Below are 25,258 nucleotides of genomic sequence, written 5' to 3'. Positions count from 1 at the left end.
ATTTTTGGATTCATAAATTAAAAAAAATGAATCAGGGGAGAAAGGAAAGGATAAAATCCTCCAGGAAGTCACTGAGACAAACACAAAATCACGGAATTCTGTTGCCAAATTTCTTAAATCATAAAAAATGAATTATTTTTTACTGAGATACTATCTAAGAAACAACCCCCAATACCACCTAAAATGAAAATACTAAAACTGTTAACAGTTCTACTTCTATTTGCCATAGGGACATGGGCATCACCTTCTCTTCATGATGAAGGTGAACCTAAAAAGATTGCCACGGTCGAAGGCATCACAGAGTATCGGCTTGACAATGGGCTAAAAGTACTGCTTTTCCCTGACCCTACTAAGCAAACCATAACCGTGAATGTCACCTATCTCGTTGGCTCGAAACATGAGAACTATGGCGAAACGGGCATGGCACATTTGCTGGAACATATGCTTTTCAAAAGCACCAAAAAATATGCGGATATCAAAGAAGAGATTTCAAAACGTGGGAACCGCTGGAATGGAACTACCTGGCTTGACCGAACCAATTATTTTGAGACCTTCCCTGCAACAGAGGATAACCTTGATGCAATCCTGGAAATGGAAGCAGACAGGATGGTCAATTCAAATATTTCTGCGGAAGAACTGGAAACGGAAATGACAGTGGTTCGAAATGAATTTGAAATGGGCGAAAACAACCCGGTAGGAGTCCTTTTAAAACGTGTTATTTCCACTGCATATGACTGGCATAACTATGGAAAATCTACCATAGGTAGTCGCTCAGATATCGAGAATGTTCCCATTGAAAGACTGCAAGCCTTTTATAAAAAATACTACCAGCCTGATAATGCAGTTTTAATTGTAACCGGCAAAATTGAGGAAAAAGAAGCCCTTGCACTTGTAGAAAAACATTTCTCTCCTATCCCTAAACCTGAACGCGTATTACCTGAAATATACACGAAAGATCCTACGAAGGACGGAGAAAGGTTTGTGAAGCTAAAGCGGACCGGGGCAATCAAAGTATCTATGGTGGCCTATCATGTTCCAGCAGGTTATCATCAAGACTATGCGGGGATAGACATAGTTTCCCGCATATTAACCAATCAACCCTCAGGTCGCCTGTACAAAGCCCTTGTAGAGACTAAAATTGCCACACAAATTGGGGGATTAAATTTGCAAATGGCCGAACCGGGCTTATCAGGCTATTTTGTATTGGGCCTGGAAGATGCAAATATCGATTCACTTAAGGAGCAACTCTTACTCTCCATTGATAATTTAGTAGATCAGCCTCCTACAGAAGCAGAGGTAAAACGTGCAAAAACAAGCTTGTTAAAAAATATAGAACAAAGCCTGAATTCCTCTGAAGATATATGCATTCAATTGAGTAATTGGATAGGAATGGGAGACTGGCGGCTTTTCTTCCTGAACCGGGATAGAATAGAAAACATTAGCTATGCAGAAGTACAAGAAGTTGCAAGGACTTATTTCAAAGAAGATAACCGAACGGTAGGAGTCTTTATTCCAACCGAAAATCCCGATCGTGTAGAGATACCTGAAGCTCCTGAAATTGAGGAGCTTGTAAAAAACTACAAAGGCAAGGAGAATATTGCTCAGGGGGAAGCCTTTGCACCGACGATCGAAAATATAGAGGCAAATACAAGCAGGAATGTTCTCGGCAATGGGATGAAACTTGCCCTTCTAACTAAAAAGACTCGTGGCCAAAACATTCACATCAATCTGAACCTCCTAAATGGCAGACTGGATGATCTTAAAGGAAAATCTACGATTAGTTCCCTTACTGCAGGAATGCTGGATAAAGGAACAAGCAAGATGAACAGGGAAGATTTAAAAGATACATTGGATAATTTAAAAGCATCGGTTTCTATATCTGGCTCAAATCAACTGCTTTCCGTCAGCATCCAATGCAGTCGTCCAAACCTTAACTCAACCCTGGAACTTGTCGCAGAAATCCTGAAAACCCCTGCATTTCCTGCTCATGAATTTGACAAGCTTAAGCGGGAAAGAATTTCAATAATTGAATCACAAAAGACAGAACCTCAATTTAAGGCCATAAAATCCATCCAGGCTTATTTGACCCCTTATCCAAAAGACGATCCCAGATATGTTCCGAATTTTGATGAGGAAATCCAATGGATAACAGAGGTTGAACTCGATGAAGTTAAAAAGTTCCACAAAGACTTCTACGGTGCCTCACATGCTCGTTTGAGTATGGTGGGTGATTTCGATTTGGCTGAGACACAGAAGCTTTTAGAAAAACTTTTTGGAAATTGGGAGAGTCCGCTTGCTTATGAAGAAATCCAAAATGAACTGAGTGAGCTTCCTATTTTCAACCAAAATATCCAAACCCCCGACAAGGCGAATGCTTTCTTTTTTGGTATTCAACAATTTGACTTCGATCCAGAGAGTAAAGATAATCCCGCTTTAGAGCTTGGCTTCTTTATGCTTGGTACAGGTTTTCAATCTCGCCTTGTCAAACGGATCAGGGAGAAGGAAGGATTAAGTTATGGGGTTGGAGGGAACTTCAGTTCTTCTCCTAGCAGTAAAATTGGCACATTCGCTTCTTTTGCGATATACGCACCCGAAAATGTGGAGAAATTGGAAAAAGCGTTTAAAGAAGAAATTGAAAAAGTAACCTCAGAAGGATTCAGTGAAGAAGAAGTAGAAGAAGCTAAAACAGCATGGAAGCAAATGAGGGATGTAAATCAACTAAACCAGGATGACTTTATTTCACGACATTTAAATCAATATTTAGGATATGAACGCGATCTTTTTTGGGATAAAAAATTAGCTGATAATATTTCTAAACTTAATTCCTCCAAAGTAAACCAGGCCATGCGAAAGTACCTGGACGCAAACAAAGTTCATATGGTCAAGGCGGGAGATTTTCTAAAGTCCCAAAAAGACCTCGAAAATAGATAATCATCTATAGATTTGATCAGAAGCTATATGAAAAGAATTCTCTATGTATTTATTACGCTCATGGTCCTCGTGGCCATGAGCTTTTTACTTAGAAACTTCTACCAATACCGTCAACTCAGCAAGACACGCATTCAATCTTCCAGTGGCATAGATCGGCTTTTTTATCTGGATATCAGAGGGCAGAAAACGGGAGTACTAGCCAGAGGAAATGATCTTTCCAATCCCATTTTACTCATGATACATGGAGGTCCTGGCTATTCGGATATGATGTTGGGCAGATGTTATGATGAAGGCTTGCTGGATGAGTTTACGGTGGTTCGCTATGATCAGCGGGGCGTAGGAAAAAGTAGGTCAAGTAAGCTAAAGGACGCTCAACTTACTATAGATAACTTCACTCAAGATTTACTTGCCCTGACGGATGCCCTGAAAGCCAATATCCCACATGTGGATGTCTATTTACTCGGTCATTCCTGGGGAACTGTTTTGGGACTCAAAGCTATGCAGCAAAGTCCGGAAAAATACAAGGCTTATATCGGTATGGGGCAGATTGTTCATCAACAAAAAGCTGATAGCATTTCCTATGCGTATTGCCTGCAGAAAGCAAAGGAAGCTAATGACAAGGATGCCTTGGAAGTTTTAGGAGGAATGAATGCAAATCTTTACAGCAGCTCCAGAGAGTTGTTGGCCCAGCAAAGAGAGCTTTTACAGAAATACAAAGGCAGTAGCTATAAGGAGGGAATACGAGATGAACTAAAGCAATGTGTCCTTCATTCTCCTGAGATGAGCATTTTAGAAATTCTGACCTATACATCCAAAGGAAGGGAAATGGATCAAAAAGTCTTCCCTCAATTGCTGGAACTGGATTTTTTCAGGAACATACCTAAAGTTGAGCTTCCGGTATTTTTATTTGGTGGACGACATGATTTCCATGTGCCCTCTATTCTGGCAGAAGAATACCTGAATCATTTGGAGGCCCCTCAAAAAGCTTTTTATTGGTTTGAAAACTCCGGGCATCTTCCCGTTTATGAGGAAAATGACAAATTTGTCGAAAGCCTTATCGAGATAAAGACTTCACTTGCTCCACAAGCTCCATAAATTCTGCAATGATCATGGAAGTTCCGCCCCAAATCAAATTGCTGCCATAAGGAGTATAGCCCGGAGCATCAATAAAATTTCCGGCAAATACGTCAACTCGATGAATGCCAATATTTTCTGGCTTGAGAAATTCTTCAACTTCAATCTCTACTACTCTAGCCACTTCTACAGGATCTGGTTTAAAGGTGGGTCTTTCTTTAGCCACCCCCACAAAAGTCTCAACAATAAAGTTGCTGGGAGGAATGTAAATAGGAGAAATAGGACCAAGCACTTCGATCCGGTCTCTTTGGACGCCAATCTCTTCCTCCACCTCTCGCAAAGCAGTGAATTCGAAATCAGGATCGGTCTTATCATGGGAACCGCCAGGAAAACTGATCTGTCCTCCATGTACGCGACCATCTTCGGCTCTTTGGATAAAGGGAATATGAAATTTGTTTTCGTGCGGATAAAGCAGAAGCATGACAGCTGCTTTACGCGCATTATCCGGAATTGTAATCTTTCTTCCTCGCTCATCAGGAACCATACGCATCTGAACTTCCAGGCCCGGCAAGGGTTCCTGTAGTCGCTGTTTTAGATTGGGGATGAATTGAGGAAAGATTTCCATTAGGTCTTTTGAATAGATAAGAATTACTAAGTCTTTCTTCGAATTTTTGTGGCCGCTACACTATTATAATGTAAACGCCATACCTTACCATTAAACTCAGTAAATAAAAATTGTTTAAAGCTACCAATTCTTTAAGGCCAGTTGGCCGCAGGCTCCGTCTACATCTTTGCCTCGGCTACGTCGGACATTGACGATGACTCCATCATCTTCGAGGTATTTGATGAAGGCATCCATACGTTTGCGGGTGGTATTGACAAAGCCGGCTTCAGCCACGGTATTGTATTCGATGACATTTACCTTGGAAGGGATGATGCGGCTGAATTCTGCCAGGCGCTTTGCATGCTCCAGGCTATCGTTGATGTCCTTGAAGATACAATATTCGTAGGTTACTCTTGTTTTCGTTTTCTCGTAGAAATAGATCAGGGCTTCTTTGAGTGCTTCTAATGAATTGCTCTCATTGATGGGCATAACTTTGCTGCGCGTCTCATCATCTGCAGCATGTAGACTCAAGGCAAATTCAAATTTGATGTCATCATCTGCCAAACGCTTGATCATCTTGGCCACACCAGCAGTGGAAACCGTAATACGTTTCGGAGACATCCCCAAACCTTCTTCTGAGGTTATCTTATCGATTGAACCGAGCACATTGCGATAATTCAACAAAGGCTCCCCCATACCCATATAGACAATATTGCTCAAAGAGCGACCATATTCCCTTTCAGCTTCTTCCCGAAGCATCTGAACCTGGTCGAAGATTTCGTAATGATGTAGATTGTGCTTGAGGTCGAGAAAACCCGTTGCGCAGAATTTGCAGGCAAGACTACAACCAGCCTGAGAAGAAACGCAGGCCGTAACTCGTTTCGGAGTAGGAATCAAAACCCCTTCTACCTGACTCCCATTGGAGAGGCGAAAGGCATATTTTATGGTTCCATCATTGCTCCTTTGCCTGTCCTCGATTTGAATCTTATCAATGACAAACTCCTGGCTCAGCTTCTCACGCAGGCTTTTGCTGAGGTTGCTCATTTCTTCAAAGCTTCCTGCCCCTTTCTTCCACAGCCACTCATAGATTTGCCTGGCGCGAAATTTTGCTTCGCCCCATTCTTTGAGAATTTCCTGGATTTGATCCAGACTCAGACTTCGTATGTTTTTGATTTTTGCCAATGCCAAATCTTTCGCCTGCAAAATTAGGGCTTAATCTCAAGAAAAACTATGTATACAAAATGCGGCCGTACTTTCGCACGGCCGCTGGTCAAGGATTTTGGCTGATAATTAATTTATCCTGACTTTGCTATACACAACTTCCCCACGTATCGTGAATTTGTCTGCCTTTAAGAGAATGGGAACAGTTCGGCTTTCATCGTTCCGAATCGTTACCGTAGTACTTGCATTTCCCATTTGATCATCTCCTCCATTAAAGCCACTATCCGCTTCTCTCCCGCTTACATAAATTCTGATCTTGTCTCCTTCATTTAGCGAATTGAAGGTTCTGCTTTGGTTGATGGAATAGTTATTTCCCGGCTCCCCATCTTTGTTATAATTGATCTTCCATTCGCTTTTACCCGTTACCGAAGTATTGAGGTCAATTCGGTATTCGTCCGTATCCGATCCAATAAAAGGATCGTCCATATTTTGATGAGAGGTAAAGGTGCTGAAGCGAACGGTAGCCGTAAACTTATAGTCTCCAACTCGCAGATTCTGGTTCTTTTCATTATTGCCTTCATTGGATTCAGCTATTCGGTTTTGGGAATCCGCTCTCAAACGAATATTGTGGTTCCCTGCGCGATTGACGGTCAGTTGACGAGAAGTAAGCGTCAGGATGCCATTACCGACATTGTTAAGGGCTGTACGATTGACATTGATATTGCCTAATCCTCCGATAGCTGGATTGGAACTCAAATTGAGGGTGATGTTTTTCTTTGCTTCCTGTCCTTCCAGTACGCCCAATCTCACTCGGATTTTTGCCCGTTCTCCTTTGGTCGGCTTACCATTCTCCCAACTGATCTGAATGGGATAAACATCCGGCTTGGGAGGTGGTGGCGGTGGATAGGAAATACGCACATGCTGTACTGCCTGAACAATCTCTCCACTCCCCTTTCGGCTAATCCGCAATTCATAATCTCCTTCCTTAATCTTGAATCGATCCAGCATCAGGCGATCTGTATTTACTTTCAGGGGATTAGATAAAGTTGCTGTTGTGGCTGGCGAAAGAACTGGTCTGTTTACAGGACTGGAAATGGGAGTCAGATTGCCCACAGGTCTATTGAAAATCTCGATTTTGTGCTTAATCCGATCTGTATAAATGTTTTTGATGTAATTATTGTACTTCACTGTCGGTAAGGCTGTCCGCGTCATATTCTGATAGGAGCTATTAAATTCCTTGAAGCTAATGGGCTTCCAATTGAGGTTGGACTTATCAAAATCACTCAGAATAATCTTATTGGCTGTAATCACTTTAATGGAAGATTTACTGAAGTTCACCTTGCGGCTGCCAGATTGATAGAGCCCTACTTCTATGCTGTCTATATTGAGCTGTTCCAAATGAATCCCGAATACGGTCAGCTTATCATTTGTGCCTATCTCATATTCCGTCGGACTCGCGGCAATCAATTTGGGAGTGATCCCTCTGGCTTCAAATTGTTCCCCGACATTCAATGACTTTAGTACAAAGCCTTTCACCGGCGGAATAAATAAAAAGGAAAGAGGTGCAGCCAGAAAAATGGAGATCAATACGATCACCAGGGTCTGAATGCCTTTGGACATTTTTGATCCGAAAATAATGAGGAAAACGATGATCAATAAAAGTCCTACTCCCATTATTACCCAGGCAATCGTTGTTAAAAGGGCATCGGTAGCCTGAGAGATAATGATAGAGGTGTTGCCGAAGGTGAGATTGATCAAATCCTCGGCATGTGTTCTCAGGGCATTGCTGTGAACCATGAGTTCACCGGATAGCTGAGTGATGATAGCAGGAACGGATTCGTCCAGAATGCCTGTTTTTATATCATCGACCAGGCCCCCAAGATTGTCAAAGGTATTGTTGAGGGTACCATTTACCTCATCAAAAAGAAATCCTCCTCCATTGATGAGAAGGTCCTCTATCGTTTTGGAAAGATTTTGAATGCGGTCGTCCACCAGGTTTCCCAGGCTTTCTTCCAATTCACCGGTTTCTACTTTGGAGGTAATGGTTCGGCTTAAACTCGCCAATTGCTCCAGGATCTCATTGGCGTTTTCTGTAATATCTTCTACATTCTTTACAATCTTGCAGGAAGTCGTTGAGAATCCCAGAAAGATCAGAAGAATGAGATGAATAAAGAATCTCGATTTTTTCATGTGCGTTCTGTGTTTGATCTATTATGAATGAGCTTTCTCCCCAAACGACTGAGATTCAATTATTCCATCATCCTTACAGCTAAAACAGAAAAAAAAACTATTCGCCCTGAAACCTTGTAAAATCAAATCCGTTTGTTAACTTTGTATCACAAAGTACTTTGTTATGCACGAATACGAAAAGCAATTAGAAGACATAAAACAGATCCGAAGCATGATGGAAGACTCCACACGCTTTGTGTCTTTGAGTGGTCTCTCGGGCATAGGAGCCGGAGTGGTCGCCCTGATTGGTGCTGCTTATACTTACAATTACCTGAGTTCGCAAAACATCTATCAATGGGGGGCTCGTGTTTACGGCAATGCCACACGTGAACAGCTTTTCGAATTGATCGCCATAGCCATGGTCATTCTATTGGCAGCCGTTGCAGTTTCATCTTTTTTCACAATTAGACGAACCAAAAGAGTAGGCAAACAAATCTGGAGCAAACCTACACAACGATTGTTGCTCAACCTGATCATCCCTTTGGTTGCAGGAGCCGTCTTTTGTGTCCAACTTGCCTGGTACGGCCATCCGGGGCATGTAGCACCAGCGACCCTGCTTTTTTATGGAATGGCTCTGATGAATGCGGGAAAATATACCTTAAGGGAGGTACGTTATCTGGGAATTAGCGAAATTGGACTCGGATTATTAGCGGGGATGATGCCCGGATATGGAATTATATTTTGGGCCATAGGATTTGGCTTTCTCCATATCCTGTACGGGGCCATAATGTTCTATAAATATGAAAGGTGAAGGAGGCACTTAGGAAATTTAATAAACTCTTTGAGAGTAAGCTTCGGCTAGGGATTATGTCCTTGCTGATGGTGGAGGAATGGGTGAGTTATGCCCGTTTGAAAGAGGCGCTTAGCACCAAAGAGAAAGCGGTTTCTGACGGAAACCTGGCGAGTCATGTTAAGAAATTAAAGGAAGAAGAATTTATTATTGACAAAAAAGAATTCATCAAAAATAAACCCCTGACCAGCTACAAAGCGACGGATAAAGGCAAGAAGGCCTTTGAAGAGCATCTCACTGCTTTAGAGGACATTATCAAAGGAATTAGCGAGTAGCTGCGAATAAACAACAGATCCTTACGCTTACTCAAAAGCGAAGCAAGGTATTGATTAAAACAACGAATTTTAGGTTTCATTATAAACCATAAAACCATGCCTGATACACATCAATCTCCTATCAGCCGGGCCAGAACATGGGCTCGTAGCTCTATCTCTTTACGCATTTTTACCATTGGATTTTTGGTACTCATCCTGCTGATCCCTACTGCTATGGTGCAGGATTTGATCCGTGAAAGATCCTATGCCCGCGACACAGCCGTCCAGGAAGTTTCTCAATCCTGGTCCAATGCCCAGGAAATCAATGGGCCTTACCTGAATATTCCTTATGTCTATTATGTAGTAGACGAAAAAGGAATTTCCAGAGAGCATACAGCAGTCGCTCACTTTCTTCCGAAAAAACTCTCCATGGATGCCAAAGTAAGTCCCGAAAATCGAAAAAGAGGAATCTATGAAGTAGTCGTTTATGAATCACATATCTCCATAGATGGAGAATTTGAGTGGCCTGATTTCGCCAAATTTGATATTGATCCTTCTCATGTACTTTGGGATGAAGCCTATATCGAAGTAGGGATCAGTGATATGCGCGGGATTCAGGACAAAGTGGTCATCGATCTGCAGGGAACAGCATATGAATTTGAAGCAGGCTTAAAAAGGATTGATCTTGCTCGAAGTGGCATCAATACCGACATTGAATGGGCGAAACTGGATGGAAGTAAGGCTCCTTATTTTGAAATGGACCTTAAGCTAAATGGAAGTCAAAGTCTTTATTTCGTCCCATTAGGAAAGGAAACCGAAGTAAATATGCATGCGGACTGGAAAGACCCCAGTTTTAAGGGAGCCTTTATTCCGGATTCGCACGACATCTCAGAAGAGCATTTTCAAGCCAACTGGAAAATCTTCGACCTCAACCGCAACTTCCCACAAGCATGGATCGGTAATAGTCATACCCCTTCTCAATCTGCATTCGGAGTACACCTCATGATTCCAGTAGATGAGTATGCAAAGTCAATGCGTTCGGCTAAATATGCCATCCTTTGTATTTCTTTGACCTTTTTGATCTTCTTCTTTATCGAGATCAAAAATGCACAACGCATTCACCCCATTCAGTATATTTTGGTCGGATTGGCACTGGTTCTCTTTTATGGACTCTTGCTTTCCTTATCAGAACATATTGGTTTCAACTGGGCCTTCCTGATTAGCGCAACAGCAATTGTGGGATTGATTAGTGGCTATGCGAAATCCATTATCAAGGATAAAGGGCTTGTACCTCTGCTGGCGGGTTTGCTTATCATCCTCTACGGAGTCAATTATGTCCTCTTGCAGTTGGAAAATTATGCCCTGCTAGTAGGTAGCCTCTGTCTCTTTATCATCCTGGCTCTGGTCATGGCGCTCTCCAGCAAAATTGACTGGTATGGATTGGGGAAGAAAGAGGAAGAAGAATTAGAAGAAATGGCTATAGGGGAAGAATAGAAAACTTCTCATAAAACAAGAAATAACATACTCTTATGCCTCCCTTAGGGGAGGCATGGGAAAGAACATCCTAAGAAAAAGAAAATGAAAGAAATAATTTTCGCCTGTTTGCTCCTGGTTTTCCTGAGCGGCTGTGTCAAAGAAGAATCAAAAAGTATTGTTTATGCTGAGGCCCCTTCTACTATTCAGGAGGTTGTAAATAAGGACGAGAAGCGTAAACAGATCGCTGACCTACCTATTCAATTTCATCCGGGAGGGAAATTGATCCATATCCTGGGAGAAGTTCACTACAACGAAAGCTATAAAAAGTTTGAAGGATTTTCATCCGGTTCATCAGAAGCTGATTTTAATGTGTCTCACGGATTTGGGAATAAGATAAGCGGAGAAATAGATGCTTTGGTTTTTCAGGATTCTGACTCAGATCATCTTCAGCCATTGACAAGGGAGAAAGTGAAAATCTTTGATATCAATTTCCTGGAAAGCCTGTATGAAAAAAATGGCAAAGACTATATCCTATACGAACTCATTGATCAGGACAGCAATCAAAACCAACTTTGGAATGGAGAAGATGTATCAAGTCTATATCTAAGCAGAGGTGATGGTTCGGGTTTTATGAAACTGAGCAATGAGCAGGAAGAAATTCTTTCCTGGAAATTTCTGCCCGGCCCGGAAAGAATATATTTCAAAACACTGGCCGATAGCAATAAGGATGGAAAGTTTGACCTCAAGGATCAACTAAGCTATCACTATGTCGATTTGAGTGGAGAAAAACCCATTCGCCATTCTTACGATCCATTTTCTGAATCGAAAACTGAAAAACAAGCAACATAAAAATTTAAGGATGTTTGGAAGGGGAGATGGAGTTTTTTTAAGTACCGAACCCTCTCCACTCCCCTCTTCCTTTCAATTGTAAACAAAAATTATGCTAAAAGAATATCCCTACAAATCGCAGGGCCTGGTCCTTATACTCGCAACTTTGCTCAGTATCGGCATCTATTTGGTACGTGTTGAGCATGCGAATCAATTTTATTTCGCCTTCCTGATCTGGAACTTATTCCTGGCCTGGATTCCCTATGTCATTTCCACCGCAGTCGTCATTTTCAACGTCCAAAAAAGATGGATCATGTGGGCGGCCTTTTGTCTCTGGCTTTTGTTCTTGCCAAATTCCCCTTACATCATTACCGACTATTTTCACCTTAAGCCTCGTTCTGCAGCCCCTTTCTGGCTGGATTTGACCCTGATTAGCTCTTTTGCATGGACCGGACTCTTGCTGGGATTGGCTTCTTTACAGCAAATGCAGGAATATATGTTCCACCGAATGGGAAAAGCCGTTTCCTGGCTCGGAACCCTTGCCCTGCTCTTCCTATGTAGCTTTGGCGTTTACCTCGGCAGGTTCGAACGCTGGAACTCCTGGGACCTGATGACGCGTCCTGATGCCCTTTTACAAAACATCGTAGAGCTCATTCTTCATCCCGACAAACATACCCTCGGATTTACCCTCGCCTTCGGTGCCTTTCTGGTAGTGGCCTACCTGGCCTTTGCCCTGAGAGAATTGAAAGCAAACAAATACCAATACACCTAATAACTACAGCACAATCATGACCATCAAATTCATTCTACCCGCTTTAGCTGAAGCCAGGAGTCCCCTTTGGAGGCCCATCAAATATTCTTTGTTCCCTCCATTGGGACTCGCCACCCTGGCCGCCTATGTTGAGGATGACTGGGACGTCATCCTCGAAGATCAACATGTCGAGCATATCAATCTGGATGATGAGCCCGATCTGGTAATTATTCAGGTCTACATCACCAATGCATCCAGGGCCTACAAACTGGCCGAGCATTACAAAGCCAAAGGCGCTTACATCTGCCTGGGAGGTTTGCATGTGAGTTCTCTGCCTGAAGAAGCCGAGCCCTATGCTGACAGCATCTTCATCGGTCCGGGAGAGGAGACTTTCCCCCAATTCCTGCAGGACTACAAAAAAGGTCAGCCGCAAAAGACCTATTTTTCAGCCAAAAGAACTCTTACCGGAGTTCCGCCCATTCGTCGGGATTTGATCAAGCGCCACAAATACCTGGTGCCCAATTCCATCGTAGTGACTCGGGGTTGTCCACATCATTGCAGCTTTTGCTACAAGGATGCTTTTTTCGAAGGAGGAAAGGGTTTTTATGTGCAGGAAGTGGATAAAGCTCTGGCCGAAATAGATCGATTGCCCGGTAAGCATCTGTATTTTCTGGATGATCATCTGCTGGGGAATGGAAAGTTTGCGGCCGAATTATTTGAAGGGATGAAAGGCATGGATCGAGTCTTTCAGGGGGCTGCAACTGTGGATTCTATTTTACGAGGAAATCTGATCGAAAAAGCGGCTGAAGCTGGATTGCGAAGTCTTTTCGTAGGATTTGAGACCTTTTCTCCCGAAAACCTTAAACAAAGCAACAAAAAACAGAACCTGAAAAAGGATTATGAAGCAGCAGTCGCCCGCTTGCATAGTCTCGGAATCATGATCAATGGGAGCTTTGTTTTCGGTCTCGATGATGATGGCCCGGATGTGTTTAAAAGAACGGTTGATTGGGGCGTAAAAAATTCCCTGACCACTGCAACTTATCATGTGCTTACTCCTTATCCGGGAACTGCATTATTTGAAGAAATGGAAGCCCAGGATCGCATCCTCACCCGAGACTGGGACCTCTATGATACTCGACATGTAGTCTACGAAACACGCAGGCTTTCAGCTAAAGAACTGGAAGATGGATACTGGTGGGCTTATAAGGAGTTTTACACATGGAAAAACATATTCAAAGCTTCATTTGCCCATGAAAACCTCAAACACAAAATCAAACATCTCGCCTATTCGGGAGGATGGAAAAAACTGGAACCGATGTGGAATGTGCTGATCAACTCTGGAGCACTCAATAAAATGTTGCCGGTATTGGAAAGCATCCTCAGCAAGGTCAATTACCAAAAAGAAAGACCTGATACTCCTTCAAAAATTAACTCTGCCAAGACTTTGCATTTACAATCATGAAAATTCCCATGCTGTTACGTTTACTCTTCTCATTCCTCGACCGTGTTTTCCGCGCCTACTATAGCCTGAAATTTCATTTTCACTTATATCGACTCTTGCGCAACAATGAGTTGAAAAAATGGTAGGAAATATGCTAAATCTATCCCTCTCTCAGAATAAAAATATCCTCCGCCTGCTTGCAGAAAGTTTCATTGACAACTGCAAACTATATGGAGTCATAAAACCCTTGCAGTTTTTGCTGGGAGGAACATATTATCAACAAAAATTGGCCGATATGCGAGACTTGCCAGTGCATACTATCGGATTCGAATTGGCCCATATGCTCGACCAGCATCAGTTAGAACTGATCCCCAAATTTGAAGAACATGACTTGAAACACCTGATCCTGGGATATGGAATGAGCACAGAAGAAGAATTGGGGATGCAGGCTTATTTATTGGGGAATGGCAGCAGGAAAGCAAGTTGTATCCTTTTCCTTTCCTCAGCCCTCTTACTACCCGGCTTATGGAAATACCTTTATCAGGAATACAAAAAAGGCCAAAGTAAAGTCTCAATCAAAAGACTTTCTCTATACAGATGCATGCATGAACCTCTTTCTGTTATCCGAAAGAAGTACACAAAAGACCGATTCGGAAAAGGAAATGGTCCTTCTTTAAGAGATTGGGTTTACTAGAACCTGAATTCCAATCCAAACAAACTCTGACGAGGCGCCAGAAATCTGGCTGGATTATCAGGGGGCAAACCTCTGTCCTGGGGATTTGGATAGAGCGGGTCACGGAAGTTCAACGGCAATGGATCACCAAATTCATAAGCCCGGCCTGTAACTCCATTTACAATGGCAGCAGAGCGATAATTGGTGGCATTCTTTAACTCGAAGCTCAGAGAAGCTCTTGCTCTTTTTCCGATAAATATGTCGCGGCTGATTTTGATATCTGTCCAGAACCAGGGAGATCCGATTTTGGAGAAAGGCTGATCATCTATACGCTCATATTCGGGACGACCAGATTGCTCATTGATGCGCAATAGTCTGAAGGGCGTATAACGAAGACCTGACTTCAGGGTCGAACTAGCTGTAACCCTAAATCCTCTCAAAGGGAAATTACCCAGTCTGTTGGTAGAATCTGGTGTCAAAACCACGAGTAATTTCAAATCGTAAGGTCTATCCCAGGCAAGAAATTGCTCCTTGGTGGTATTGACAAAGCCTTGTTGACGAACTTGTAAGGCAGACTCTGCAGCTGTATTGGATTTTCCGGTAGCGATCTGATAGGATCCACTGATGGTTCCTCTGAACCACTTACCGACCCTTTGGGTAAAGGCGACTTCCAATCCTCTGATTCTGGCAAAATCCTGGTTGATGAAGAAGGTTTTTTCTACGAAACGACCGGTTGCATCTCGTACTTCTACCCTTCTACTGACGATGTAATCAAAGCGATCACTATTGAAAGCTGTGATGGTCAAAGCCACATCTTTGGAAAGCTGAGATTTGAGTCCCACTTCATAGGAAACCGAAACTTCCGGATTGATGTTGGGATTACCCAGATTGGAAAGGAAGGAACGATCCTGGTACACGGGATCCAATCCTGCATATACAAAGCGGGGATGCGGCAGGCGCATCGCATGACTATAGTTAAAGTAGAGAGAGTTATTGTCGGTAACAGGGAAAGATACTCTCAAACGTGGAAGCAAGCGGGCTTTCCATCTTCTTCCCAGCAGTCCAAACGTTTCCTCCCGATAGTCCTCCCGTATGGCATCCAAAATAGGAGCAGCAGGATTTTCAACACTTTCATCCACAAATTTTCCCGGCGCCCAGTAATTGATCCGAGCTCCGATCACAGCGATGATTCCTTTGTAACGAATTTCATCAGAAACATAGATTCCTCCGCGAGAAGGATTCACTCGCCAGAAATCGCTACTTCTTCCCAGGCGGGTTGAAGGAGTAGTCAGGGTATCATTGATTCGAATGGGAGCACCTACCCAGGGCTGCGTTACATCTATCCATTGATATTCCTGCTCTTTATGTTCTTGTCCCAAACTCAGGTAGTGCACCTTGTTTTGGGAGACGAAAGTAAACTTGGTTTTGAAGGTATGTTCTTTTGCGTAGTGGTCGTGCCAAAGGGTAGCAATCCCTCCATTGTTGATCAGGCCCGGACCCGGGAATACATAAACAACCGGCGCATCAGGATTGAATACAGAAATTGGGTCGGTAACAATAGATCTGGGATCAAGTATCTGATCTACGGTTTCTGTTCTAAAAAGTCGACCATTTGCATCCGCCCGTAAATTGGTGAATAGGCGACCAGCTGTTACATCAAAAGACCATTGTTTATTGATGATCCCCCGCAAATTGAGCACACTCAAATTAGAGTGGTGGGTATAGGTATTTGCATTGTCGAGGTTGAGGCTAAAGGGAAACTGAAAACCCGGTGTCACAACTGCATCATTCCCCACAATCTGGAGAGATCGGGTACTTTGATTGATATTTAAACTATGCTGATTGGTCAGGGTAAGTTTCAAACCCGGACGAATCGTATACGCCAATTTCAAAGTATTGGACCAGCGATTGTCCTGACGCGGCGCCCAAAGCGAATCATTTGCAAACAAAGAGGAATGCAATTGACGAGCCTGAGAACCAAAATAGGTATCACTCAGGTGCACACTTCCCGAGAAAAAGAAGCTGAGTTTATTTCGAATTAAAGGTCCTCCCATTGAGAAATCGCCTTCATCTGTATTCCAACTCATGCCTCCATTCGGATCGAAACCCAAATTATCTCTTCTGTAGCTTCCTCCGATAGAGAAAACCTTTCCTCCTTCTTTTATCTTGGTTATGATTACACCAGAACTTCCCTCTCCATATTCGGCATCTGCCCCTCCGGTAATAACTTCTACCTGCTGAACAGCCTTCGCATTTACTTCGACTCCAAAACCTGTTCCTGCCAGGGGATCCTGGGCATTTACTCCATCCACCACATATTCTGTTTCATATACACGGCCTCCTCTAATCTGAATTCCATCAGGATTTTCCTGGACTCCTACCTGCATAGCTACTACATCCTGCACATTGTTAACACTCATTTCGCCCAGTTCTGCCGCAGATATTTTGGTACTGGATTGGCCAGATTCCAGATCCAACAGGCCTCTTTCTCCGACAATCTCTACTTCACCTAAAGTCGTTACGGTCGATTTCAGCTCTACCTTCAGGTTTTTTGTACCTCCAGCAGGAATCGTAATCCCATTGTATTGCTTCTCTGAATAACCGACAAAGGTAAATTTCACCGTATAATCTCCGGCCTTTATACCAGAAATCCGGAAGTTACCGGCATTGTCTGTGAAGGCCCCTTTATAGGTTCCAACAACCGTTACAGTTGCACCGACCATGGGATCGCCGGTTTCAGCATCTTTTACACTACCACTCAGTGTCCCAAACTGGGCTATGGCATGTAAAGAGAAAACACTTAGGATGAGGCAAAAGAAGACGTGCTTCATAAGATTTGAGCTAGTGTCAGGCAAATATCGTTAACTTGCCGTGCAAATATACAGAATATGCAAAGCGTTCCCATAGAGCTCGTAAATCTTACGATAAAAACTTTCGATAATTATTCAGAAAAGAAGATCGGAAAAATGCTGCAAAACTTCGACAAGCAGCAACCAGAGATCAATCAATACATTCGGGGACTAGTTGAAGCCTATAAATGGAATAGCCTGGAGACCTCCACTTATCTAATGATTATTACGATGGCTTATGTGATGCTGAGGAGGTCGGAAAATGCAGAAAAGCTTCCCATTATTACCCAAAGTCAATTGCTGAGCAAGCAATTTGACAATGAAAGAATCATAGATACAACTCAGGATGTTCATGAATCCGGTGATGTTTTGCTGGAAATAATCGAAGCCCACAACCAATCTCATGTATTGGCCTTTATCGTTACAGCCCTACAAACGGCCTATCTTGAAAATGAAATGATTGAGGAGAAAAATCTCCTGCCAGCCATTGTACACCTGAAAAGCATACTGGATTGTCTGGATGCCTAGGATTAGGTAAACTAAAAATAAGTTCAAGAGTCAAATGCAAGTTCAGAGAAGGGATTTGAGCTTGAACTTGAACCTTGCAATTGAACTTTTATCTGAGCTTTCTTTTTAAAAGCAAAAAACTCACCTACAAAAAAACCCGGACACCAAAGTATCCGGGTAACTGCTTACTTTAACAAGAACGCGTTGACGTATGTACAGGTGAGTACACAGAGGTCAACCATGATTTATGCACTCAGAATCGACGGATCGAAACCGAGTAAAATTTTAAATTTCGTTGATAGTTTTGCAGGCTCTTAGTAACCAATAAAGAACAGACGCATGTTCTGGTGTGGGTAGATATTGTGTCTCAAGTACAGTGCTTGTCAATGATCGCAGAGTTCGATTTGTCTTTTATGGGGGAAAACACGAACTCTTGTCTATTCCTTTAAACTCTAATTAACAAAAAAGGTTGGGTTTCCCACAAATATCTTTAGGTTTGGTGTATCGCAATCCCAGAATTTTTCGAATTTTAGCTAATTTCCTCTTTATGAATTGGACTTCTTTTCGGCTTATTTCTCTCATTATTCTTAGTTTTTGCCTGCTCAATTCAGCAAAAGCACAAACTAAATGGTTGCCTGATCCTGGCATCGATATCCAGCACTACAGTTTCTCACTGGAGTTTTTTGACGAAGCAGATGCTCTCTTTGGAAAGGCCCAAATATTTTTGGAACGAGAACCCACAATTGGCACGCTGAAACTGGACCTCATAAAGAAAACCAATGGTACAACTGGCATGCAGCTAAAGGCTGTAACTTATTTATCCAGTCCCCTGACCTATACCTATGAAAATGATGTCATTAAGGTAGATCTGCCAGAAAATTTCGATTCAGCAAATCCTATAGAGATCGAGTACGAAGGCGTCCCTGCCGATGGCATGATCATTAGCAAAAACAAGCATGGGGATCGTACGTTTTTCGGAGATAATTGGCCAAACAGGGCTCGCAATTGGCTTCCCGTAGTGGATCATCCTTCAGACAAGGCTACGGTTGCATTCAAAGTGATCGTTCCGGAAAAATATCAGGTCGTAGGTACAGGTCGATTAAAGGAAGAAAGTGATCTGGATAAAAACAGAAGGTTCTACCATTGGGAAAGCGAGGCTCAGATTGCCACCAAAGTCATGGTGATCGGGATAGCCGAATTTGCGGTGCAGTATCTTTCAACTCAAGAAGGAATTCCCCTCTCTTCCTGGGTATACCCACAAGATCGCGAAGCAGGTTTTTTTGATTATGCCCTGGCAGAAGAAGTCCTGGATTTCATGATCGAAAACGTAGGCCCCTACCCTTTCGAAAAACTGGCCAACGTCCAATCGAAAACCAGATTTGGAGGCATGGAAAATGCCAGTAATATCTTTTACATGGAGGCTTCTGTGGATGGAAAAAGAAGTTCGGAAGGATTGATCGCCCATGAAGTAGCTCATCAGTGGTTTGGAAACTCAGCTTCTGAGTCAGATTGGCAACATATCTGGCTTAGTGAGGGATTTGCCACCTATTTCACGGCATTATTCCTGGAAAATAAATATGGATTTGAGGCCTTACAAAAGAGCATGAATGAAAATAGAGAGACGGTACTTAGCCAGGCTCCTCCCAGTGGAGTTGTCCCTAAGCAAGCCGACAATCTTATGGCTCTCCTCAATGCCAATTCATATCAAAAAGGAGGCTGGGTACTTCATATGCTAAGGGAGGAAGTTGGAGATGCGATTTTCTGGAGAATCATCCGATCCTATTATAAAACCTATGCCGGTAGCAATGCCAGTAGTTCTGATTTTCAGGAGATCGCGGAAAAGATTAGTGGACAAGATTTAGACAATTTTTTCAAGCAATGGCTATACAGAGCTTACAATCCAGCACTCAGTTGGACATGGTCCTATGATGATGCCAAGAAAGAATTGCTCCTTAGCTGCACGCAAGAGCAAACAGGAGATGTTTTCAATCTGGATATAGAATTTGAAGTAAAAACGGGAGATAAGGCTAGCAGGCACTCTTTTCCGCTAACTGAGAAAATGCACAGCTTTCGAATTCCGATGAAAAAGGCTCCTGACTCAGTAGAAATTGATCCGGATAGCCGTGTACTCGCTTCATTTAGTAAAAAGTAAATGTCAGTTCTCTCCCTTCTGATTTTTGTATTGTTACCTGGGATCTTGATTCGAGCGGAATCAAGGATAAGATTGATTTCCTGGCTAAGTCCGGCTTTCTGGTGCTATGCCCTGGGTATTTTTTTCGGCAACATACTTCCTCTCGATCTCCACATGAGTGAGCTAACGCAAACAGCTGCTGTGGCCCTCGCGATTCCTTTGCTGCTCTTTCCCAGCGAACTCAAGGATTGGGCAAGGTTGGCAGGCAAAACCCTTTTATCTTTTATCATTTGGGTAATCTGTGTGGCCATCATGGCAGTTGCAGCTTCTTTTATCTGGCAGGACTTCTTCGAGCTCCCCAAAGCTATGGCTGCAATGGCATCCAGCGTTTATACCGGAGGCACCGCCAATATGTCGGCCGTTCAATTTGCGATCAAGGCTCCCTCACAACTCTTTGATACGATGAATTTGAGCGACCTGAGTTTTAGTGGACTTTACCTCATTTTTGTATTAACGGCCGCACAAAAACTTTTACTCAAATTTCTCCCGGCTTTCCCCCAAAAAAATGAAGACTTAACAGAAGAGGCCGAAATAGAAACAGCAGAAAAAAAATCCTGGTCCCTCCCAAGTATTCTGACTTCTCTCGGATGGGCCATTCTGGTTGTGGGCCTAAGCATCGGGATGAGTTTCCTGTTCTTCGGCAAACTGGAGGAGACTTTTGTGGTTATCGCTTTGGCTGTTTTGGGAATTGCCGCTTCCACTTTCCCCCGTATACAGAAGCTCCCTATGAGTTATCATACCGGTGAATACATTTTCCTGATTTTTTGTGTCGCTGTTGGCTCAAGGGTAGACCTTGTTCAGGTACTACAGGCCGTGCCGGTAACCCTTGCCTTTATGGGGACCATTGCCTTTGGAACGGTTTGCTTTCATAGCTTTTTTGCCTGGCTTTTCAAGATAGATGCCGACACCGTTTTGATTACCCATTCTGCCGGAATTTTTGGTCCTCCTTTTATCGGACCTATTGCCACGGCCATGAAGAATCGAGAGATTGTTCTTTCAGGAATGACCCTCGGAGTTATCAATCTCGCAATCGGGAATTTTGTAGGCATCCTGATTTTCAATCTCCTGAGTTGATTAGATTCCTTCGTGAATGGCCATAAGTGCTTTCTTAAGGATTTGCGACTATGACGAAATTCGAATATTTTTGAATACGTGATAATCTGTTTATTCAGTTCTTATATTTAGGGGTCGGACAGGGAAAAGGTTGAGCTATCATAGCTCGCAAACAGGGTATTTTTTAAAAAAATCCGGCTCCATGCTCATATCAAATGCATACATCTATGCGAAAGTCCCTTAGCTTTTGCTTGCTCATTCTTTCATTTTCTTTTATTTCTGCCCAAAATAGTGCCTGTGTAAGTGGAAACTGTGAAAACGGTCAGGGAACCTATGTCTATCGAGATGGTTCTCAATATAGCGGTGAGTGGAGAGAGGGAATGAAGCATGGGAAAGGAAAACTCCAATATGACAGTGGCGCATATTACAATGGTCAATGGCAGAAAGATTCCAAACATGGAAGAGGAACCTACACCTGGCCCAATGGCAATGTTTACAGAGGTTCTTTTGTAAACAATCGCATGACGGGAACAGGAAGTAAGGAATATAAAAGTGGGGATCGATACATTGGCGGATTTATGAATGGAAAACGCCAGGGAACCGGCACTTACTATTGGAAGGATGGATCAAGCTATGTAGGAGATTGGGTAAACGATCAGCGAAATGGCTTTGGAACCTTTATCGCATCTTCTGGAAAAAAGAGAAGTGGTCAGTGGCAAAACGGTCAATTTACCCAGGCCGCTCCCGCTAATGCTGATCCAATAGATGCGCAGCAGGGGCCCCAAAAAGCAAGCATCAATTGGATGAATCCTGTTGAGGCTTCTGTTCAGGTTAATGATTCTAAAATGGAAGTATCCCTTTGCATCCAGAGCGATAGCAAAGTGGAGCAGGTAGAATTTTATGTTAATGGAGAGGTGCAACAGGGAAGTCGAGGTTTTAAGATTGTTCCAAGTGAAGCCTGCAACTTTAGCCTGAGAAGAGAAATTTCCTTAAAACCAGGTAAAAATCAACTCCAGGTCTTTGTGAGTAATGCAGCCGGAAGGAGTGCCTCCAGTAGCAAAAGTATACAAGCCAATTTCAGTAACATTGCGAAAGCAGATGAAAAAAGGACTGCCTTGATCATCGGAAATGGTGGATATAATAATGGTCCCTTAAGAAATCCGGTTAATGATGCGGAATCTATGGCTCAAACCCTCAAAGCTCTGGGCTTTGATGTGATGCTACATACCGACATCAGTCAACGCGACATGAAAGTTGCAATACGGGATTTTGGGAAAGCCATTAGCCAAAACGGAGGCATTGGTCTCTTTTATTTTGCCGGACATGGGATGCAGGTAAACGGGAATAATTACCTTATTCCAGTAGGTGCCAAAATAGAACGAGAACTGGATGTCGAATTAGAATCCGTCGAACTTTATCGGGTGATGGGTGAAATGGAAGATGCAGACAATCGCATGAATATTGTAATTCTGGATGCCTGCAGAAACAATCCTTATACCCGGGCGCTGAGAAGTCGTACTGGCGAAGGGCTCAATATTACAGCAGCTCCCAGCGGAACCTTCATTGCTTTTGCAACGGCTCCGGGTTCTGTCGCGGCTGATGGGATGGGAGCAAATGGTCTATATACCCAGGAACTCCTCAATGCCCTGACTGTTCCCGGCCTTAAAATTGAAGACGTCTTTAAAAAAGTCAGAACTCAGGTTCGAATAAAATCCAATGGTGCCCAAATCCCCTGGGAAAATTCTTCTATCGAAGGGGATTTTTATTTTAAAGTTAACTGAGACAGTGTTATAGTTTTGTAGGGTTGAAGTTCAAGAGCTAGCCTCACGCCAACTACAACACTAAAACACCACCGCACTACTCCTTAAAACTTCCACCTTATGAAAAGCTACTTTTCGCTACTGCTTTGCTGCATATTACTATCACCTCTGATGGCTCAGGAAAAATATGCCGGAGGACTTGAATTTGATGATGTGGCTTATGAAGGTTCTGCCATTACAGTTCCTCTGGTTAGGGATGCTACAGCTGCCCGCCTACCGAATAAAGCCTCTCTCAAAGCCTATGCCCCCAAACCACAAAATCAGGGACAATACAACAATTGTGTAGGTTGGTCGAGTGCCTATGCAGCACGAACGATTCTCTACAATAAAGCCAGCAATATCAAGCAAGGGGGAGCGGTCAATGTAAATGCATTTTCGCCCGCTTTCACCTACAGACTTATCAGCACAGATCAATCCTGCTTCACTCCGACCAGCATAGAGAAAGCCCTGCGAAGTTTGAAAGAGCGTGGAGTCGTGCCCAAGAGAGATTTCGATTATGCCTGCTCGGGAAGTATTCCTTCCAGTCTTTATCCCGTAGCAAAAAGATATACCATAGATGATTACAGTCGCCTGTTTTTTTTGAAAGATCCCCAAAAGCTCAAATTGCTGTCTGTCAAGAAAGCCATTGCTGACGGGAGTCCGGTCATAATTGGGATGAAATGCACGCCTTCTTTTGAGCGCTCCGATGGCATGGAAGTTTGGAACAGAGCGGAGGAACTGAATACCACCCAATACTTTGGTCATGCGATGTGTGTAGTCAGTTATGACAATAAGAAATTTGGAGGCGCTTTTGAAATCATGAATAGTTGGGGGCAAGGCTGGGGAAATGGCGGATTCATCTGGGTGAAATATGATGATTTTGTGCACTTCGCCAAATACGCCTATGTTCCTATGGGCTCTCAAGGATCCCCGACTCAGGGTTCTCGCCCTCAAATCGCGAGCAAAGAGAATCCTTCTCCTAAAAGCAGACCTAATGCTACACAAGCTAATAAGCCTGGTCCTAAAAAGTCTGCTCCAAAATCCTATCAAAAACAAACGCAAAACAGCTATACTAAAACCGCCAGTGCTTCTATATCTGGTCTGGCAGGTGAGGTAAAACTCATCAGGTCTGATGGCGATGAGATGCAAGCCCGCCTATATGGCAACCTTTACAGAACCAAAGAACGCTATGCAAAAGGAACAAAATTTCGCATACAACTTTCCACTGCAAATGGCGCCTATGTATATGTACTAGGAACGGATGCCAGCTATAAAACCGTCCAGCTTTTTCCTCAAAAAAATGGAGGAAATGCCTTACTCGATGGTTCATCTGCTCCGATGAATGTGCCGGACAGTCGACATTATATTCAGTTGGATGAAAGTGATTCTGATCGGGATTACCTTTGCGTGATTTTTGCCAAGAACCCTCTCAACATTTCCAGCATTCAGGAAAAAATAGAAGCTGCCTCCGGGACGCTTACACGGAGGGTCCAGCAAGCTCTGGGAAGCGAGATGGTATCAGCCCGGAATGTCCAGTACGAAAATGGGAAGATCGCCTTCAATTCCCTGAAAGATTCGGGAGAATTAGTATCCCTCATTATCGAAACAAGGCGACAGTTGTAAAAACACGAATGCCAGCCCTGAAGGCTGGCATTTGTGCGGATGAAAGGACTCGAACCTTCACGCCCGCAATGGGCACTAGAACCTGAATCTAGCGCGTCTACCAATTCCGCCACATCCGCAAAATTCGAGGACAAATATAGGAGAATTTTTCTAATTCTATGCAAGATTTTTTCGGATATAAGAGGGAATGTCAGTAAGATTGCTGTTATTCTAATAAAGGAACCACATCTTAAGCTCAAGGCCTAAATCGCTTCAATTCATGTACAAGATCATTTTATTGCTTTCCCTTTTTCTGTGCAGTTCTCAGTTAAGTGCTCAAAAGGTACTTGCCCTGGAAAATGCCAAGAAGTTCAAACGACTATTTTTCAAAGCCGGAGATTTTATCAGGATTGAAGGCAATGATAGCCAGGCAAGGTATTCGGGTTATATAGAATCCGTAAATGATTCCAGTGTGGTACTGGTTAAAATTGTAAAAATGGAAAATGAAGGGGATGCAACCAATAATGTTTTTCGGGATTATGTCCCCTTGAAAGAGATCAAAGCCATTTATAATGGAGAGAAAACCTATTGGCATTACTTCCGAAATATGTACTCTGGAACTGCCATGGTAGGAGGAGGAGTTCTCATCTTGATTACTTCTGCCAATACCTTATTGGAAAATCAGGAACCCGATGCCAGTAGCATCCTGATTGCAACCGGAATTCTCATCAGTGGGCTGATCATTCGGTATATCGGACGGGATAAATACAAGATTGGTAAACGCTGGAAATTGCGACCGATGGATATGGGAGATTTGAAATATTGATCGCTAGAATTTCTAGTCGTTTAGTATAAAAATAGCCTCCACCTTTGGTGGGGGCTTTCTTTTTGAATCCTAAACCAGACAATGGTCATTTCGAGCCTGGGTCGCGGGAAGGTTTGAGCGCCGAGAAACCCTGTATTCCCAGAAGTTAACTACAAGATTCCTCGGCGCTCATTCTTCATCCTTTTGATTGAAATGAAGATAAGATCAAATGCAAGTGTC

The 25,258-nt window shown here is 43.1% G+C and carries 19 protein-coding genes and 1 tRNA gene; 15 read left to right on the top strand and 5 right to left on the bottom strand.

The features are described 5' to 3' along the window. Positions 1-183 precede the first annotated feature (183 nt). Both R8P61_29660 and R8P61_29655 read left to right on the top strand, forming a co-directional pair. The gene (locus R8P61_29660; protein MDW3651281.1) at positions 184-2,931 is read left to right on the top strand and encodes a pitrilysin family protein; all 2,748 of its coding nucleotides are present in this window, start codon (positions 184-186) and stop codon (positions 2,929-2,931) included. 27 nt (positions 2,932-2,958) lie between these two features. After that, positions 2,959-4,026, top strand: a complete 1,068-nt coding sequence (locus R8P61_29655) for an alpha/beta hydrolase (GenBank protein MDW3651280.1) — start codon at positions 2,959-2,961, stop codon at positions 4,024-4,026. On the opposite strand, the gene R8P61_29650 is transcribed toward R8P61_29655, so the two are convergent. From R8P61_29650 to R8P61_29640, 3 genes are all read right to left on the bottom strand, one after another. Beyond that, positions 3,986-4,630, bottom strand: coding sequence for a CoA pyrophosphatase (locus R8P61_29650; GenBank protein ID MDW3651279.1), 645 nt, complete (start codon positions 4,628-4,630; stop codon positions 3,986-3,988). The genes R8P61_29655 and R8P61_29650 overlap by 41 nt on opposite strands. A gap of 120 nt (positions 4,631-4,750) precedes the next feature. Further along, positions 4,751-5,812 carry a 23S rRNA (adenine(2503)-C(2))-methyltransferase RlmN gene (gene rlmN / locus R8P61_29645; GenBank protein ID MDW3651278.1) on the bottom strand — a complete coding sequence of 354 codons (1,062 nt, stop codon included), beginning with the start codon at positions 5,810-5,812 and terminating at the stop codon, positions 4,751-4,753. Positions 5,813-5,899: 87 nt separating this feature from the next. Further along, a complete protein-coding gene (locus R8P61_29640) occupies positions 5,900-7,960 on the bottom strand; it encodes a CARDB domain-containing protein (protein ID MDW3651277.1) in 2,061 nt (686 codons plus the stop codon). A 163-nt stretch (positions 7,961-8,123) separates the two neighbouring features. Here R8P61_29640 and R8P61_29635 point away from each other — a divergent pair, with 163 nt between their 5' ends. The 7 genes from R8P61_29635 (at position 8,124) to R8P61_29605 (ending at position 14,233) form a co-directional block, all read left to right on the top strand. Continuing rightward, positions 8,124-8,750, top strand: coding sequence for a hypothetical protein (locus tag R8P61_29635; GenBank protein ID MDW3651276.1), 627 nt, complete (start codon positions 8,124-8,126; stop codon positions 8,748-8,750). After that, positions 8,747-9,064, top strand: coding sequence for a transcriptional regulator (locus R8P61_29630; GenBank protein ID MDW3651275.1), 318 nt, complete (start codon positions 8,747-8,749; stop codon positions 9,062-9,064). The genes R8P61_29635 and R8P61_29630 overlap by 4 nt, the downstream gene beginning before the upstream one ends. Positions 9,065-9,160: 96 nt before the next feature. Then, entirely contained in the window at positions 9,161-10,537 is a 1,377-nt protein-coding gene (gene creD / locus R8P61_29625; protein ID MDW3651274.1) for a cell envelope integrity protein CreD, read from the top strand. 84 nt (positions 10,538-10,621) lie between these two features. Further along, positions 10,622-11,368, top strand: a complete 747-nt coding sequence (locus R8P61_29620; protein MDW3651273.1) for a hypothetical protein — start codon at positions 10,622-10,624, stop codon at positions 11,366-11,368. 91 nt (positions 11,369-11,459) lie between these two features. Then, a complete protein-coding gene (locus R8P61_29615) occupies positions 11,460-12,119 on the top strand; it encodes a DUF1361 domain-containing protein (protein ID MDW3651272.1) in 660 nt (219 codons plus the stop codon). 16 nt (positions 12,120-12,135) lie between these two features. Further along, positions 12,136-13,560: a radical SAM protein gene (locus R8P61_29610; protein ID MDW3651271.1), complete on the top strand. Its 1,425-nt coding sequence runs from the start codon at positions 12,136-12,138 to the stop codon at positions 13,558-13,560. A gap of 130 nt (positions 13,561-13,690) precedes the next feature. Further along, positions 13,691-14,233, top strand: coding sequence for a hypothetical protein (locus R8P61_29605; GenBank protein ID MDW3651270.1), 543 nt, complete (start codon positions 13,691-13,693; stop codon positions 14,231-14,233). Here R8P61_29605 and R8P61_29600 read toward each other — a convergent pair. Then, complete coding sequence (locus R8P61_29600; GenBank protein MDW3651269.1) at positions 14,230-17,043, bottom strand: TonB-dependent receptor; 2,814 nt, start codon at positions 17,041-17,043, stop codon at positions 14,230-14,232. The two genes, R8P61_29605 and R8P61_29600, sit on opposite strands and share 4 nt — an antisense overlap. 57 nt (positions 17,044-17,100) lie before the next feature. On the opposite strand from R8P61_29600, the gene R8P61_29595 reads away from it, so the two are divergent. The 5 genes from R8P61_29595 (at position 17,101) to R8P61_29575 (ending at position 24,234) form a co-directional block, all read left to right on the top strand. Then, positions 17,101-17,589, top strand: coding sequence for a hypothetical protein (locus R8P61_29595; GenBank protein ID MDW3651268.1), 489 nt, complete (start codon positions 17,101-17,103; stop codon positions 17,587-17,589). A gap of 526 nt (positions 17,590-18,115) precedes the next feature. Next, complete coding sequence (locus tag R8P61_29590) at positions 18,116-19,720, top strand: M1 family metallopeptidase (GenBank protein ID MDW3651267.1); 1,605 nt, start codon at positions 18,116-18,118, stop codon at positions 19,718-19,720. Beyond that, a complete protein-coding gene (locus R8P61_29585) occupies positions 19,721-20,833 on the top strand; it encodes a DUF819 family protein (protein ID MDW3651266.1) in 1,113 nt (370 codons plus the stop codon). It begins immediately after the preceding gene. A 206-nt stretch (positions 20,834-21,039) separates the two neighbouring features. Next, a complete protein-coding gene (locus tag R8P61_29580) occupies positions 21,040-22,593 on the top strand; it encodes a caspase family protein (protein MDW3651265.1) in 1,554 nt (517 codons plus the stop codon). 99 nt (positions 22,594-22,692) lie between these two features. Beyond that, entirely contained in the window at positions 22,693-24,234 is a 1,542-nt protein-coding gene (locus R8P61_29575; protein ID MDW3651264.1) for a C1 family peptidase, read from the top strand. A 34-nt stretch (positions 24,235-24,268) separates the two neighbouring features. Here the strand turns inward: R8P61_29575 and R8P61_29570 are convergent. After that, positions 24,269-24,353, bottom strand: a tRNA-Leu gene (locus tag R8P61_29570). A gap of 140 nt (positions 24,354-24,493) precedes the next feature. Between R8P61_29570 and R8P61_29565 the strand changes: the two genes are divergently transcribed. After that, on the top strand, positions 24,494-25,039 hold the full coding sequence (locus R8P61_29565) for a hypothetical protein (protein MDW3651263.1): 546 nt from the start codon (positions 24,494-24,496) through the stop codon (positions 25,037-25,039). Positions 25,040-25,258: the final 219 nt, after the last annotated feature.

The sequence above is a fragment of the Bacteroidia bacterium genome (assembly GCA_033391075.1).
Taxonomy (GTDB): Bacteria; Bacteroidota; Bacteroidia; order J057; family J057; genus JAWPMV01.
This window is presented reverse-complemented; position numbering and strand designations above follow the sequence as displayed.

Excerpts from the sequence above, each read along its gene's own strand:
- R8P61_29660 (MDW3651281.1), top strand. The coding sequence starts at position 184 with ATGAAAATACTAAAACTGTTAACAGTTCTACTTCTATTTGCCATAGGG.
- R8P61_29655 (MDW3651280.1), top strand. The coding sequence starts at position 2,959 with ATGAAAAGAATTCTCTATGTATTTATTACGCTCATGGTCCTCGTGGCC.
- R8P61_29650 (MDW3651279.1), bottom strand. The coding sequence starts at position 4,630 with ATGGAAATCTTTCCTCAATTCATCCCCAATCTAAAACAGCGACTACAG.
- R8P61_29640 (MDW3651277.1), bottom strand. The coding sequence starts at position 7,960 with ATGAAAAAATCGAGATTCTTTATTCATCTCATTCTTCTGATCTTTCTG.
- R8P61_29635 (MDW3651276.1), top strand. The coding sequence starts at position 8,124 with ATGCACGAATACGAAAAGCAATTAGAAGACATAAAACAGATCCGAAGC.
- creD (MDW3651274.1), top strand. The coding sequence starts at position 9,161 with ATGCCTGATACACATCAATCTCCTATCAGCCGGGCCAGAACATGGGCT.
- R8P61_29620 (MDW3651273.1), top strand. The coding sequence starts at position 10,622 with ATGAAAGAAATAATTTTCGCCTGTTTGCTCCTGGTTTTCCTGAGCGGC.
- R8P61_29615 (MDW3651272.1), top strand. The coding sequence starts at position 11,460 with ATGCTAAAAGAATATCCCTACAAATCGCAGGGCCTGGTCCTTATACTC.
- R8P61_29610 (MDW3651271.1), top strand. The coding sequence starts at position 12,136 with ATGACCATCAAATTCATTCTACCCGCTTTAGCTGAAGCCAGGAGTCCC.
- R8P61_29605 (MDW3651270.1), top strand. The coding sequence starts at position 13,691 with ATGCTAAATCTATCCCTCTCTCAGAATAAAAATATCCTCCGCCTGCTT.
- R8P61_29600 (MDW3651269.1), bottom strand. The coding sequence starts at position 17,043 with ATGAAGCACGTCTTCTTTTGCCTCATCCTAAGTGTTTTCTCTTTACAT.
- R8P61_29595 (MDW3651268.1), top strand. The coding sequence starts at position 17,101 with ATGCAAAGCGTTCCCATAGAGCTCGTAAATCTTACGATAAAAACTTTC.
- R8P61_29590 (MDW3651267.1), top strand. The coding sequence starts at position 18,116 with ATGAATTGGACTTCTTTTCGGCTTATTTCTCTCATTATTCTTAGTTTT.
- R8P61_29585 (MDW3651266.1), top strand. The coding sequence starts at position 19,721 with ATGTCAGTTCTCTCCCTTCTGATTTTTGTATTGTTACCTGGGATCTTG.
- R8P61_29580 (MDW3651265.1), top strand. The coding sequence starts at position 21,040 with ATGCGAAAGTCCCTTAGCTTTTGCTTGCTCATTCTTTCATTTTCTTTT.
- R8P61_29575 (MDW3651264.1), top strand. The coding sequence starts at position 22,693 with ATGAAAAGCTACTTTTCGCTACTGCTTTGCTGCATATTACTATCACCT.
- R8P61_29565 (MDW3651263.1), top strand. The coding sequence starts at position 24,494 with ATGTACAAGATCATTTTATTGCTTTCCCTTTTTCTGTGCAGTTCTCAG.